General features: G+C 57.3%; 10 protein-coding genes. 3 read left to right on the forward strand and 7 right to left on the reverse strand.

Annotated elements, in window-relative coordinates; genetic code table 11:
* Positions 1-59: 59 nt before the first annotated feature.
* A complete protein-coding gene (locus JJO78_RS04975) occupies positions 60-1,937 on the forward strand; it encodes an MFS transporter (protein WP_269400114.1) in 1,878 nt (625 codons plus the stop codon).
* A 141-nt stretch (positions 1,938-2,078) separates the two neighbouring features.
* Complete coding sequence (locus JJO78_RS04980; RefSeq protein WP_151981795.1) at positions 2,079-2,951, forward strand: substrate-binding periplasmic protein; 873 nt, start codon at positions 2,079-2,081, stop codon at positions 2,949-2,951.
* Between the two features lie 6 nt (positions 2,952-2,957).
* Here JJO78_RS04980 and JJO78_RS04985 read toward each other — a convergent pair whose 3' ends face one another.
* From JJO78_RS04985 to JJO78_RS05005, 5 genes are all read right to left on the reverse strand, one after another.
* Positions 2,958-3,341 carry a hypothetical protein gene (locus JJO78_RS04985; RefSeq protein WP_075194506.1) on the reverse strand — a complete coding sequence of 128 codons (384 nt, stop codon included), beginning with the start codon at positions 3,339-3,341 and terminating at the stop codon, positions 2,958-2,960.
* 171 nt (positions 3,342-3,512) lie between these two features.
* On the reverse strand, positions 3,513-3,809 hold the full coding sequence (locus tag JJO78_RS04990; RefSeq protein ID WP_075194505.1) for a contact-dependent growth inhibition system immunity protein: 297 nt from the start codon (positions 3,807-3,809) through the stop codon (positions 3,513-3,515).
* Positions 3,806-8,608 carry an RNase A-like domain-containing protein gene (locus tag JJO78_RS04995; protein ID WP_269400113.1) on the reverse strand — a complete coding sequence of 1,601 codons (4,803 nt, stop codon included), beginning with the start codon at positions 8,606-8,608 and terminating at the stop codon, positions 3,806-3,808. The genes JJO78_RS04990 and JJO78_RS04995 overlap by 4 nt, the downstream gene beginning before the upstream one ends.
* 14 nt (positions 8,609-8,622) lie before the next feature.
* Complete coding sequence (locus JJO78_RS05000) at positions 8,623-9,405, reverse strand: DUF4123 domain-containing protein (protein WP_136633646.1); 783 nt, start codon at positions 9,403-9,405, stop codon at positions 8,623-8,625.
* Positions 9,398-11,464, reverse strand: coding sequence for a type VI secretion system Vgr family protein (locus JJO78_RS05005; protein WP_273623020.1), 2,067 nt, complete (start codon positions 11,462-11,464; stop codon positions 9,398-9,400). The genes JJO78_RS05000 and JJO78_RS05005 overlap by 8 nt, the downstream gene beginning before the upstream one ends.
* Positions 11,465-11,645: 181 nt before the next feature.
* Here JJO78_RS05005 and JJO78_RS05010 point away from each other — a divergent pair, with 181 nt between their 5' ends.
* Entirely contained in the window at positions 11,646-12,671 is a 1,026-nt protein-coding gene (locus tag JJO78_RS05010; RefSeq protein ID WP_228210829.1) for an NADP-dependent oxidoreductase, read from the forward strand.
* 26 nt (positions 12,672-12,697) lie between these two features.
* Here JJO78_RS05010 and JJO78_RS05015 read toward each other — a convergent pair whose 3' ends face one another.
* Both JJO78_RS05015 and JJO78_RS05020 read right to left on the reverse strand, forming a co-directional pair.
* The gene (locus JJO78_RS05015; RefSeq protein WP_036206891.1) at positions 12,698-13,663 is read right to left on the reverse strand and encodes an NAD(P)H-quinone oxidoreductase; all 966 of its coding nucleotides are present in this window, start codon (positions 13,661-13,663) and stop codon (positions 12,698-12,700) included.
* A gap of 32 nt (positions 13,664-13,695) precedes the next feature.
* Entirely contained in the window at positions 13,696-14,808 is a 1,113-nt protein-coding gene (locus tag JJO78_RS05020) for a tRNA-queuosine alpha-mannosyltransferase domain-containing protein (protein ID WP_228210828.1), read from the reverse strand.
* Positions 14,809-14,820 lie beyond the last annotated feature (12 nt).

Here is a 14,820-nt window from a genome sequence, read left to right on the forward strand (position 1 = left end):
TCAGTAACCCGTTTGTGGCAGAATATTCCCCATCAACAACGAGATGATGGATCACTATCATGGACGACCACAGCCAGTTCCGGCTGCTTTCAGAGCGACGCTTCCTGCCGTTCTTCCTGACCCAGTTCTCAGGCGCATTTAACGACAACCTGTTCCGCAACATCCTGCTGTTGCTGATTACTTACACGGCTGGTGGCCTGCTGGGCCTGCCCATTGATGTGGTGGTCAACATCGCAGCGTTGCTGTTTATCCTGCCTTTTTTCCTGTTTTCGGGTATCGCTGGCCAACTGGCGGACAAGTATGAAAAGTCCCGTGTGATTCGCTGGGTAAAACTCGCGGAGATCGCCATTATGGCGCTGGCCGCCGCCGGGCTCTGGGTCGGCTGGTACGAATCACTGCTGCTGTTGTTGTTCCTGATGGGCGTGCAATCCACCTTCTTCGGCCCGGTGAAGTACGCCATCCTGCCCCAGGTGCTTCGGGACGATGAGCTGGTGGGCGGAAACGCGCTGGTGGAAATGGGTACCTTCGTGGCTATTCTTGTGGGCACACTCGCCGCTGGCCTGCTTATGGGCAGCGACCAACCGGAGAAACTCGCAGCAATCGGGGTCCTCGCCCTGGCCGTCATCGGCTACCTGGCAGCGCGGCAAGTCCCGGTGACCGGCACCACCAATCCCGACATGACCATACGCCTGAACCCACTGCGGGAAACCTGGCATCTGATGCGCCTGGCCGCGGAAAATCACTCGGTGTTGCTGTGCATTATGGCCATTTCCTGGTTCTGGTTCCTCGGCGCCGCCTACCTCACCCAGTTCCCCAGCTTTGCCCAGACCGACCTTATGGGTGATGAAACCGTGGTCACCCTGCTGCTGGCCATCTTCACCATCGGCATTGCGTTAGGCTCTGTCGCCTGCGAACGGCTTTCCGGCCATCGGATAGAACTGGGTATTGTGCCCATCGGCTCCCTCGGCATCAGCCTGTTCGGACTCGACCTCTACTTCAACATGCCCGCCAACCCGGTACCAACCGACTGGTGGATGATGATCAGCGACAGCCAGCACCGGCAAGTGGCCATCGACCTGCTGGGAATCGGCTTTTTTGGTGGCCTGTTTATCGTGCCCCTCTACGCGTTTGTGCAACGGGAAACCCCGGAGGAACGGCGCGCCCGTGTTATTGCGGCACTGAACGTGTTCAACGCCCTGTTCATGGTGGTCAGCGCCATCATGGGCGTGATGATGCTGGGCGTGATCGGCCTCAGCATCCCCGAGTTCTTCCTGATACTGGCCATCATGAACCTGATTGTGGCGGGCTTTGTGTACCAGCAGGTGCCCGAATTCGCCCTTCGGTTTATTGTCTGGGTGCTTTCCCACACTATTTACCGGGTACACCACGAAGGCCTGAATCGCATTCCCGAGGAAGGACCGGCACTGCTGGTCTGCAACCACGTCACCTACATGGACGCCCTCGTGATTGCCGGCGCGATCAGGCGGCCGGTCCGATTCGTGATGGACTACCAGATCTTTAAAACGCCGGTACTCGGCGCGATTTTCAGGCTTGCCAAAACCATTCCCATTGGCTCCCGCAATCGGGTGCCGGAGATCTACGACGCCGCCTTCGAGCGCATTGACGAAGAACTGGACGCCGGCCATGTCGTCTGCATCTTTCCCGAGGGCCGCCTGACCTCCGACGGTGAGGTAGCCACCTTCCGCAGCGGCGTGGATATCATCCTGGAGCGACGCCCGGTACCGGTCGTTCCCATGGCCCTGCGAGGCCTGTGGGGCAGCTTCTTCAGCCACTGCGGCGGGCCTGCGTTGAAACATCTTCCCAAGCGCTTCTGGTCGCGGATTGAACTCATTGCCGGCGAGCCGGTACCCGCGCAGGAGGCCAATGCGGAAGTGCTGGAAGAAAAGGTAAAAGCCCTGAGGGGCAATCACCGCTAGGCACCCCCAAAACCGACTGGTTGTAATGATCTGAGCGACTGCTACTCTTTGACTATCATCAACTTTTAGTGCGACCGATCGATGGCGGTGTTGTGAACCACCCCCGCCATCCGGCCAGCACCTGCTTTGGTGGATGGACAGATGTTTAAGCAGGGATCGCCCAAGCACGATCGACGACTCATTCGGTTGATCAGGCAGCTATTGAGTCACCTCTACACTACCCTTACCAGTGCGCTGATTGCCTGCGCCCTCGCCTCGCCGCTTCAAGCCAACGAAGCGGCTCCGACCATCAGGCTCACCAATGGGCACTGGCCTCCCTACATGGAAAACACACCACCTCATTACGGGGTCATTTCCCAAATCGTCACCCTGGCCTTCGCCAAGAAAGACATTCCCGTATCCTATGGCTTTTTCCCTTGGTCCCGCGCTCGCCTTCTGGCGGAAAAAGGCCGGTGGGACGGATCAGTCGCCTGGACCTGTCGAAGGAAATTACTAAAGCATTTCCACTTCAGCGACCCTATCGTCGCCCATAACTACGCCCTGTTTCATCGCACCAGCATGGATTTCGACTGGGAAGACGTAAAAGACCTGGAAAGCTATCGCATAGGGCTGACCCAGGACTACAACTACGGCGAGGAATTCGAGGAAGCCGTCGCCGCCGGCACCATCAGTGCCGATGTCACCACCTCCGACGAATCCAACTTCCGCAAACTTGCGGCCGGCCGAATCGACCTGTTTCCAATGGAGCCCGCCGTGGGCATGGGCATGCTGAAAGAGCTCGGCCTCAGCGACAAAATCACCTTCCACACCACTCCGCTGCAATCGGATTACTTGTACCTGATCCTGTCCAAACTGGTGCCAGAAAGTGAACGGTATCTGGAGAAATTCAACGAAGGGCTCAGTGAGTTGCGGGCGTCTGGCAGGCTGGAGGAGTTGATTACAACCTCACTGCCGGATTTGCCGGCTAGGTATCTGGTGGTGGAAGATGGGGATAAGGTGCAGTGTGTGGAGTGAGGTCGACTACAATGCCTTTCCAGATTGGTCTATTGCGGGTGAAACTGAAGGACGCCGAGTTACGATTACACCAATCACCTTTTCCGGTATGCCCTCAAAATAAAGCTTGGCTGAATAGCCAGCTCCTTTGAAACCAATAAACTGAATGTTTTCACTTTCGGAAATACTAAGTTTCTCAATTGTTGATTCGAATCCCCAATTCTCAAATCCCGCATTCAGAACTGAATCGTAGTGTATTTTCATCTGCTCAGCCTCCTGCTTCGGCTCGACACTGACAGGAGCTGAATTCAAGAATCTAAAATCAGATGATAGTACTACCTCATTTAACAACGAACTATCCACTTCTTTGATATAAATGAACACAGCATTCTCTATGTCCGCCGCCATCATAAAAATTACCTAATCGACATCTGTAAACCAAAGCCCCTACGCGGGCCAAAAATGGCTTCCAGTTGCCAATCCAACTGGCAAGATGCAGGAGTCGTATATGCTCACACTAGCAGGCATTCTCGGTGCATATCAGGTGACATACTTCCATTGCAGAACCGAATCCATCACCACTCACTTGATATCAAATGAAACTAGCAAAAACTCCAACCACTCTCTACTGCTATATCCATCGAACTCATATTCATACTCATTTCCCAGTGCAAAAAGCTTATCTTTATATTCCTCCTCTGACATATCTTTATTTAGTACCTCTTCTATAGCTTCTTTAGCAGAAACAATTTTCCGACGCGACTCATTCTTCAAGATATACTCTATCGCCTCTTTCTCAGAGGAAAATTCATCCATCCAATCTTGATGAAAATAGCCGCCTAGTATCTGCTCAAGATCTTCAAATCCAAGCTCACTCATAATGTGGGGAACCCTGTAACGATTCTGTAACCTATAGACATTTTCGGATCACGCTCCAATACGACCCTTACATTACTAGCAATGCCAGCAGCCGCGTCGCCTCGTCTCACTGAAATACCGACAGTCTCTTCCAGCGAATGATTAATAACAAGCCGTCGTTCATCACCACTAAGAAATCTTTCGATGCCGCTGTCATTTACCTCTAGCGCCTGACTAACTGCTCTTTCTGCAGCAGGACGATCCAGAAAAGACGATGCACCGCTGATTCGTCTATTTTGCTCTACTCTTGACAACAACTGTTGCTCTGATTGCCCAACATGCCGCTCCAATAGATGACCGCCAGCCTTTTCATGGCTCATGAGTCCACCACCAGGAACAATCGGGCTGTAACTCCCCTGTACTCCCGGACAATCCCCTTTTACCGAGGTTAACCCCAACGGATCCACCCACCCCGTAGGATTCGGAACATACTGGTAGTTATTCAACCCACCCGCAAGCCCAATCGGGTCCGGGGTTAGGAAGCGCCCGGTGTTGGGGTTGTAGTACCGGTGTCGGTTGTAGTGCAGGCCGGTTTCCGGGTCGTGGTATTGGCCCTGGAAGCGGATCGGGTTGTCGATTTCGTTGACCAGAGCGCGGACGACGTTGCCGTAGGCGCGGTAAGTCACCGACCAGACGAGGCCACCCTCGGCGTTGGTAATCTCCTGGGGGGTGCCCAGGTGGTCCAGGTGGTAATAGTAAATGCTGGCCTGTTCGGGGCCGCAGCCGTCTACCAGTGCCAGGGGTTTAAAGGTATCTGGCTCGTAGACGTAAGTGCGGTACTGGTCGCCGGTTTCCTCGGCGATCAGGCGGTCGCCCTGCCAGAGGAATTCGGTTCGTGTCAGGCCGTTGGTTTTGGCGATGCGGCGGCCGAAGGCGTCGTATTCGTAGTGCCAGGTGCCTCCATCCGGTTTGGTGACGCTGCTCAGGCGGTGTTCGCAGTCGTAGGTGTACCGGGTGACCAGTCTCTGGTCCCTACCACGGCGTTCTTCAGTCAGGTTGCCGAATTCGTCGTATTCGTAGTGGCAGTCACCGTGCATGGTGAGCCGATTGCCGCGTACGTTGGCGGTGTTTCCACTGGCCGGGCTTTGGCTTTGTTCCAGCAGGTTGCCGGCTGGGTCGTGGATCAGTTGTTCGTAGAGGTCACCTCGCACGCCAACCAGCCTGTCCATGGGATCGTAAACGTATTCCCGCAGGCCTTTGCGGCTGTCCTGAATGGCCTTTAGGTTGCCGTTTGGATCGTACTGGTAATCCCGCTGGGCAGCGATGTCCTTGATGCGGCCCTGGTGCACCCGGTGCTGGGTCAGACGGCCTTCTTCGTCGTAGACATAGGCACTCAACAGGTCGCCCTGTTGGCGTTCGATTTCCTCGCCGGTGGAAGCCATGCGATGGCGGGTTAGTGGTTTTCCGTTGAGGTCGATGCCAGACAGAAGGCCAGCTTTATCATGCTGGTAGGTCAGCGACTGACCGTCCGGGAGCACCATGCCGCGCAAGCGGTCCATCTCTTCGTATTGGTAACGAAGGGTCGCCCAACCCTGGTGCTCCGTTTTCAGTAGGCCGAATTCATCGTACTCAAAGGCCAATGGCCAGCGCCCGTCATCCACAGCGGTCAGCTTACCGTCGGCGTTATAGCCGTACTGGATTTCACGGCCGTCTGGCAGCACTTTTTTCAGTAGTTGACCGAGCTCATCCCGCTCGTAGGCCGTGGTCTGCAGTACGTCTGTGGACGTGCCGTACTCAGCTTTTTCGATCAGGTGACCGTTCAGGTCGTACTGGTAAGCCGTCCTGTGACCGTCGAAAGCCGTTTCCTGTTTGACCAGACCATTCGGGTAATAGTCGATGCGATACTCTTCACCACGTTCGTTCTCGATGTGGGTGAGCAGGAAACGGTGGTGATCATACCGGTAGCGCAATTCGCTGCCGTCCGGGTTAATGCGTCGGGTCAGCAGGTGGAGGTTGTTGCCGTATTCGTAGCAGGTTTCCCGGCCCTTCTCGTCAACAAAACGCGTTACTTTGTTGTAGTGGTTGTAGTGGTACTGTCGGCGCCGGTTGCCAGAGAGAATTTCGTCCGTCACCCGCCCCAGGCCATCGTATTGATAACGGGTAATGGCGCCACGGGCGTCTTTCTTGGCCAATAACTGGCCAAATTCATCGTACCGGTATTGGTAGAAAGCACCGGTGGGGGTGGTTTCCTCGATCAGTTGGCCGTGGTTGTTCCAGCCCCATTTGTGGGTTCGGCCATCGGGCAGGTTTACCTGAGTTAGCTGGCCCTCGGGGTTGTAGCTGTAGCGGGTAACCCGTCCCTTTGGATCGGTTTCGCGGGCGAGGTCACCGTGCTGGGTATAGTCGAACGCCCAGGTCTGGCCGCTGCGGTGGATTTCCGCGATCCGCCCTTTGCGATAGGTGAAGAGAACAGGCTGGCCGTCGGGGCCGGTTTTACCCTGCAGGCGTCCGTTGCTGTCGTATTGGTACTCGGTGCGGGCGCCCATGGGGTCAACGGTGGCCTGCAGGCGGCCTTTTTCATCGTACTCGCTGATGTGTTTGGCACCGTCCGGGTCGATCTTTTCCTGCAGTTGCGCTGCACCGTCGTATCGCCAAATCTCCTTGCTCCCGTCGACGTAGCTGACGGTGCAGCTGTGGTTATCGTCGTCCCACTCAAACCGGGTATCAATCTGGGCACTGTCGCCCCATTGGTGAATGCAACGCCCTTTGGGCGAGGCTTCGTCCCATTCCAGATAGAAGCTGTATCCGCCAGCAAGCTGACGGCTGGTCAGCATGTGGTTGTCATAACCGTAGCGTTCGATACCACCGATCGCATCTTCAGCCGCGATCAGGTCATCACCGTCATCGTAGCTGTATCGGCGCTCGGTCCTCAGCGCCTGCCACTGGTAACCGGTGTCGGTCAGCTTACGTCGCAGGCGGTTGACCGCTTTGAGATAAGGGCCGTCAAATTCGAATGCGAGGGCGTCTCCAGCATCACTGACCACTCGCTCCAATTGGCCGTGGAGGTCATAGCCAACCTGCAGTTTGTTGCCGTATCGATCGGAAATCTGCACCAGCACACCACGATCCCCCTCCCGGCGGAAGTGGTAGCGTGGTGCTTTCTCCCCGGCGCAGGCAACAATCTGCTCGCCGTCTTTCCAGGCGGCCATGCCGGTCTGAGAGTTGGTGCCAAAGGGGGTGCTATCCAGCTCAGGAAGACGGGTATTCTTACCTTCGTGGTCATGCCAGGTGATGCTGTTGCCGTCAAAGCTCAGGCCATGGTTCAGGCTATGGCGCCAGCCGTAACCCATATCCAGGCGCCGATCACTGCTGCCGGAGCGATACACCCGCTTGAATTCAAAGGGCAACGGGCCGCTGAGGCGCGCATCCGTCAGCTCAAGCACCTCTTCACCAGTAACCGTGCTGATCGGGTCTTCCACGCTTTCCGTGGATTCATTGTCCTGCGTGACCCGGCCCTGATCGGTTTCAGAGGGTGATGGATCATCCCGGACCAGAGCCTTGCTGGCCTCACTGGCGGCAGCATGATCACGGCCTCCAGCCTGCAAGTTCACAACCTCGTCATCGTCAGCAATCTGCTGATACATCGCATTGCGGTTTCGAACGTCCGGACCGGGCTGGGTGCTGGACGGGTTCAGGCGGCTACCGCCGGCCACCTGGATGGCGCGGTGATTGGTACCGATATCCTCCATGAAATCCTGGAACTCCCTGGCGAACTGGCCAAGAAATTCCCCGAGAATATTTTTGTTGGTGCGTGCGCCATCCGCCACGTTCATCGCACCAGCAACCGCTTTGCTGCCAATACGAACACCATACTTGGCTGCCAGGCCGGCACCTCCGGTGATGATCAGCCCAACCACTACGTCGAACAGGATCTGCCCAACCAGCTCGCCCGAGACTTCAGCTACCTGAGTGGGTGACAGAAGCCTGAAATACTGACGGACGGTGTACATCACCAGGAACAGGAAGATCTCGTCGTTAGCCACAAGGCACGCCTTGAGATAGGCATCGTCGGCTTTTTTCAGCGTCTCCATCTGTTCCTGAAGATCGTCTGGCAGGTTGCTGAAGTCGTAATCCAACAAACCGCAGATTACGTCGTAGATACGACGGATATCATCCAACACGGCGGTAAAGCCATCCGCGATGCCTTCCTGAAGACGGCCGTAAACGGCCAGCGACTGTTCCGTGGAGCTCATTGACAGATAACTGTCCCATTCCTGGCGGGCGCCGTTGTTCCAGGTGCTTTCCAGCAGAGCGCAGCAACGGTCTACGAAGCTCTCGTAGGTTTGATAGAGCGCATCCATCTCCGCCTGGGAGACATCAGGAGACATCACCACCCGGTATTCCTTTCCGGGAGTGACCGGCACTTCCGCAAGGCCATTTTCATCCGTGGTGCCGCTGTGAATCGCGTCCCAGCTATCGAATATCCATCCGGTATTTTCCTGAATCTGGAAACGCGTGGACGGTATCGGAGTCTTGCTCACGTTCTCATGGAAGTGGGCAATCTTGATTTTTCGGGTTTCCTCGCAAGGCGCAACGGTGGACGAGACAATCTCGTTTTCACTGACGTCCTCACGGTTGTTCTCACCATTGACCTCCAGAACCTGCTCATGCCCCATGAAGATCGATGAGAACCAGCCGTCACGCCAGTCATCGTAGGAATTGGAAAGGGATTCCCGAAGCTCCCGGGTAATGGCATTGATATCCGGAAGTGCGCCGGATGTCTGTTCTGAAGCCTGAAGAGCCGTCCGTGACTCGATCATTGATTCATCCTCAATCAGTGTGCGCCCTGCAATGCCTCACGCATCAGAGCTTCGTGTATGGTTTGCACGTGTTCCGGAGACAGTTCGGTGATGGCGTCACCGCTGGTCAACCGCCGTAAATGACGTTCAACTTTCTGGCGGGCGATGGGCCCAGGATACCGAACCAGGGGCGTCTGCTTTTTCTTGCCAAGCGCCGAAACCGTATTGTCCACCAGCTGCCCCCAGCACAGGGCTGCAATTTTCTTCAGAGCTTCGGCGGGCAGAACAAACCATGGAAACTCTTCTACAGGTTTGGCGGTATCCGGGGCACCCGGGTGCTCAATGACCTCGCCTCCAGGCAACACCACGGTTGCTATCGGCCCCATCAATTGGGCGCGGCATGTCTCATCAACGCTTTCCAGAATCGCGCCAAAATACCGTGCGTCCCAATAGCGAAAGAACACCTCTTGTCGGTCTGGCAGGAGAATCTTGGTCAGGCTGCGGATGTGGCTGAACACCTCCTCCAGCGTGGCGTTACTCACTAATCCCCAGCCCCAGTCGGCACTGTCGGATTCGTCGATCCAGCCCAGGAATGCGCTTGTTTCCGTTACCTGTGCCAGGAATGGCATGACTTCGTGCCACCCCGCGTATTGAGTGCCCTGAAACAGCGGAAGGGCGGTCAAGCCATCCATGGCGTAAAAATGACGAACAGGCTTCGAAGCACTGGTGCCACTCAGTACAAGATAGATGGCGCTTTCGGGCCCAGCCTGCTGACGAACATCGTCAAGACGTGTGCAAAAACCTTGCGATTCAGACATCACACACCCCATCTCGACACTTCACGCACTCTTCACAGAAAGGTGCATCCGACATCAGGTTGTTGAACTGTGGTGCGGTGAGGGGCACTTCGGGCAGCGCTGCTGGCTCAATGGCCTGATGGACCAGCCCCTCCAGGTTCTGGGGCATTTCCGCCATCACCACACCTTGCCCGGAACCACTGCCCGGTGCCCCACCAGAGTTGATCTTGATACCGGGCCCTGCCAGGGTCACGCCGCTCGGGTCCAGTTTCAGCAGGCTGCCACCGGCGGAGATGGTGAGTTCTGCACCCGCGTCCAGCACCACTTTGGCGCCTGCCTTGTGGTGAACTTCGGTGCCCGCTTCACTTAGCGTGCCCTGGGCGGATTTCTGGTGGAAAGTGCCACCGATGTTCTGACTGCAGTCGCCGCCGACTGTCTGTCGCTTCTCACCGTCCACAGTGCAGTGGTCGCTGCCCTTGATATTGCTGAACTCGTTGTTGTCCACCGTTCGGTGGCTTTCGTTCTTAACAACCTCGGTGCGATTGTTCTCCGTCAGCAGGTCCAGGTCTTTCTGGGCGTGGACATAGATCTGTTCCTTGTCCGCTTCGTCTTCGAACCGCAGTTCGTTGCTGCCCTCACCCTTGTGGGTCTGGGTTTTGAGGGTGGTGCGGGTCTTGTGCTCCGGCAGCGCGTACGGCGGCGTGTTGGTGGCGTGGTAGGTTCTTCCGGTAATGATCGGCTGGTCCGGGTCGCCGTCCAGGAAGCTGACGATGACTTCGTTGCCGATTCTTGGCAGGGCCATGAAACCATACTGGCCACCGGCCCAGCCCTGGCTGACCCTGAGCCAGGCGCTGCTGTGTTCATCGTTTTTACTGTAGCGATCCCACGGGAATCGCACTTTGACGCGCCCGTGTTCGTCGCAGTGGATCTCTTCGCCTTTGGGGCCGGTGACAATGGCAACCTGGGGGCCGTCCATCAACGGGCGATGTTCGACCTGGGGCCGCCAGGTGCGGTCCGCAGGGATGGCGTTGAAGGCGTTGTGGTAGGTGGTGGCGCCGTTGTTGCCATCCTCTTCCAGAGCCTGGGGTTGTTCTCCGGTATGGGTGATGCTGGTGAACAGCCATTCCCGGTTCAGGCGTGGGTTGTCGTGGTCGGTGAGTTCGACTTTGGCACCTACGGTGAAGTCGGGGCGATTGCTCTGGCCATCGGCGATGGCGGCGTCGTTCCTGAGGGCATCGAGACGGCTTTCGGTAAAGGGCTGGCCGCTGGCATCCGCTTTGAAGCGGCCGGGGTAATCGTAGTGCTGATAGTCTTCCCGCTGGCCGTCGAGTTTGTCGGCCTGGTGTTCGTGCATCAATGCATAGGCGGGGTTCTTGAAGGTGTAGTCCTTCATGGCCACAGAGGCGGCTTTCACCCGTTCCCGGTAGCGGAACTGGAAGACGGTACTCTGGCGGGTGCTGCCGCCAGCCTTGGCGTTGTATTCCACCGGTTCGAGCCGGGGGGCGTCGCCGTGGTGGTCGGCGATGATGAGGGCGGGTTGGTCGTTGCCTTCCACATCGCCGTGGTAATAGCGGTAGTGCCAGCCTTCTTCGGCGGCCAGCCGTTCGACAAAGGCCAGGTCGCTTTCCCGGTGCTGGACGCAGTATTCCCGTTCTTCGGGGGTGCGTTTCAAATCAAACACGGTATCGATAAGGCCCCGCTCTTCCAGCAGGGTGCGCACGATGGCGTCGGTGGCCTGGATCTGGAAGATGCGGCTGTTGTGCATCAGGTCGAGGCGCCACAGGGGTGGCTGAACGATGACGTCGTAACGGGTGCGGCGGTGGCCGGAGTCGCCCCGGACAAATTCGTTGATCACGCCGGTAAAGCGCCGCAGCGGTACACCGTCCTGCCACATCACCAGTTCCACGGGCTGTTCCAGCACGTCTTCGGGGGCGATGTCGGGCGAGGTACTGGCCAGTTCCAGCTTGCAATGGCACAGCCTGGAAAGGTGCTCGGTCAGCTCGAAACGGGCGACCACGAACAGGTCTTTGGGGAGTTGGCCAAGGGTGGCCGTGAACTGCAGTCCGGTTGCCTGGGGCATGTCTTCGGTCCCTGAAGATGTCTGAAATTGGCGTCGTTCAACAAACAGCTCGTCCTGAGCTTGGGTGATTATAACGATCAGGCAGGAGAATGTAACCCCGGCTTCGCAAAGCCGGGATGTTGACCTCAAAACGAATCTGCTGCACCCTAATCTGGTTTCATTATGCAACCGGAGATGATTTGTGACCAACCATACCAATCGAGCGGTGATTCTCAAGCAGCGCCCGCAGGGCGAAATTCAGGAGGGTGACCTGGCCCTTGAAGAGCGGCCAGTCCGCGAACTGAAAGAAGGTGAGGTCCTGGCCAAAGTGCTATGGCTGTCGCTGGACCCTTACATGCGCCCCCGCATGAACGATGCCAAGGGCTACATGGATCCTATTGGCCTTGATGAGGTCATCGTTGGCGAAAGCGTCGCACGGATCGTCGAGTCCCGGTCAGACAACCTCAAAGTGGGTGACCTGGTGACCTGTTACTCGGGCTGGCAGGAGTATGTAGTGTTCCCTGCCAATGCGGAGATGGTCTACAAGATTGAACCGAAGGACAACGTGCCCCTGCAGGCCTACCTTGGCGTTGCCGGGATGCCCGGACGCACCGGCTATTGCGGCCTGATGTACGTGGGCAAGCCGACATCCGGTGAGACCGTTGTAGTGTCCGCCGCGTCTGGCCCGGTGGGCACGGTGGTTGGTCAAACTGCCAGGAAAGAAGGTTGCCGTACCGTCGGCGTGGCCGGAGGCCCGGAGAAATGCCGGTATGTGGTGGAAGAGTTGGGTTTTGATGCCTGCGTGGATTATAAGGCCGGCAATCTCGAAGCCGACCTCAAGGCCGCCTGCCCCGACGGCATCGACATCTACTTCGAAAACGTGGGCGGTGCCGTGACCCGTGCCGTGGCGCCGTTACTCAACCCTGGCGCTCGGGTACCTATCTGCGGCTTCGTGTCCGCTTACAATGCCGAGGATATGGGGGCAGTGGAAACACCTTTCCACGTACTCAAGGCGCTGGACCCGGTGCCGGACCACCGCTTCTTCCTGGTCACAGAGTGGCAGGACAAACATCAGGAAATCACCAATATCCTGGCGGACCGTGTTGCTTCTGGCGAACTCAAATACCGTGAGACCATCGCGGAAGGCCTGGAAAACGCACCGGAAGCCTTCAAGGGTATGCTGAAAGGGAAAAACTTCGGCAAGCAGTTGGTACACATCGCCGATTGATCCGGAAAACCTCCAGGGAAGGAGGTTTACCCGGCAACCTGCAACAAGACTTTCCCGATGTTTCGATTCTCCGCCACATAGGCCATGGCTTCCCCCGCCTTCTCGATAGGCCAGGCACTATCAATCACCGGATCAATCTGCCGGGCACTGAGCAGTGGCCAGACATGCTTATACAGGGCACTCATGACGTCACCCTTGTCCGCCACGGGCCGGGACCGAAGGGTTGAACCGATCAGGCGATGGCGTTTCATCAACATCAACCCCAGATCGACTTCCGCCATACGACCGCCCATCAGGCCAATGAGTATGATTCGGCCATCCATATTCAATACTTTCTGGTCTTCGGCGATGTAGTTTCCGCCAACGGGGTCCAGCACCATGTCCACCCCGCCCCAGGATTTGATGGCATCGACGAACGAACCGTCCTTGCGATTCCAGACACCGCTGGCGCCCAGCCTTCTGCAGATCTCGAGTTTGTCGTTGTCGCCGGCCGTGGCAAACACCGGATTGCCGAGAGCCGTTGCCAATTGAATCACGGCCGTACCAAGGCCACTGGCCGCTGCGTGGACCAGCACTTTCTCACCAGGCTTGAGTGCAGCTTCGTGATAGAGATTCAGCCAGGCGGTCGCAAACACTTCAGGAATGGCCGCTGCCTCTTTCAGGCTGTAACCCTTTGGAACGGGCAACACCTGAACCGCAGGCACCACCACATGGGTGGCATAACCACCGCCCGTAAGCAGTGCGCAGACTTCATCACCGGGTTTGAGGTTATGAACACCCTCTCCCACCCTGGAAATAGTCCCGCTGACTTCGAGGCCCAGGATGTCCGACGCCCCGGGCGGTGGCGGATACACACCGGCTTTCTGCATCAGATCCGCACGGTTGATGGCGGTCCACGCAATATCAATAGCCACATGATTTTCGGGCACCTCGGAAGGCGCTTCATACGCTTCCCAGCTCAGTGTGTCGCCACTGACTTTGATGGCTCTCATCATCTGCGCTTACTCCGTGTTTTGGGTCAGGCTCAGGATACCGTCTGCTGGCCCAGGGTTGCACTGATCACTTTGTAATATTTCATTTGCAGTTCACTGAGCCGCCAATCTCCGGGTCTACAAATCTCCGGTGGTTGATGTATTAAGCGGCTTAGTAGACCGGCTGCGGCGTCAGCCTCCGCCGCTGGATTATCCACGTGACTGGCATAGCGTTGCGCCGCTGGTACATATTCCGGGTAGGCCAGCCGGTCCGGCGCCAATGCCAGGCAGCCAGATGCCATCGCCTCCAATACCGACAGCCCCTGGAAATCATGAAGAGCGGTGGAGATAGCCACATCAGCTTCGCCCAGCAACCGGTCGTAATCCGCCCTGCTCTGCAGGTATCCCCAGTTCACTATGCGCTCCCGGTGTCGCTCACGTATACCACCGAATGCCTCGGGCTCATTGCGAAACTGCTCCCCTACCACACTCAACCGGAAGTCCTGACCGGCGTCGGCAAGCGAATCCAGCAACAGAGACAACCGGTCTGGCGCCTTGTCGTATTCCCAGCGGTGATTCCATAGGAGATGGGGGCACTGTGCGTTGATCGGCTTCTCTCTTTCAACAAACAGGCGGTCTTCGATCGGCACGGGAACGACCTGGGATTTCCTGCCGATACCCTCCAGCAGGCCATCGGGGAGCCCGTCCGGCATCATTTCCAGGAAACGTCGGGCGCCATCCAGAAAGCTGTCCCGGTTCCACGCGCTGTTGAACAGCACTTTATCCGCGGCAACGGCGCTGTAGAGATTAACGATTTTGGGCTCGGCACTGGAATGCTGCCGGCCGGAATCCGGGTAGGCAAACTGGTTCTCATGCATGTAGAGAATCGTAGGCGTACGCGCCAGATGAGGATGGAATCCCTTCAGGGACGCCAGATCCACCATGGAGGTCACCACCAGGAGATCATAGTGGGCCTTTAGCGCCGGCTCCTGTAGCCAGGTCAGTGCATTGCCGCGAATCCGCCAGCGAAAAAAGCGGGGCGGGAGCGCCAGCACCTCCCAATCGAAATCGGGCTGGCTGGCCACCAGTTGTTCACGCCAGCGTTGATGGCTGCCGGCGTCGTAGGCGGACAATAATAGAATGCGGGGCTGGGCTGTCGATGGCATCCGCGCATTCTG

Source organism: Marinobacter sp. DS40M6, assembly GCF_028581595.1.
GTDB lineage: Bacteria > Pseudomonadota > Gammaproteobacteria > Pseudomonadales > Oleiphilaceae > Marinobacter > Marinobacter salarius.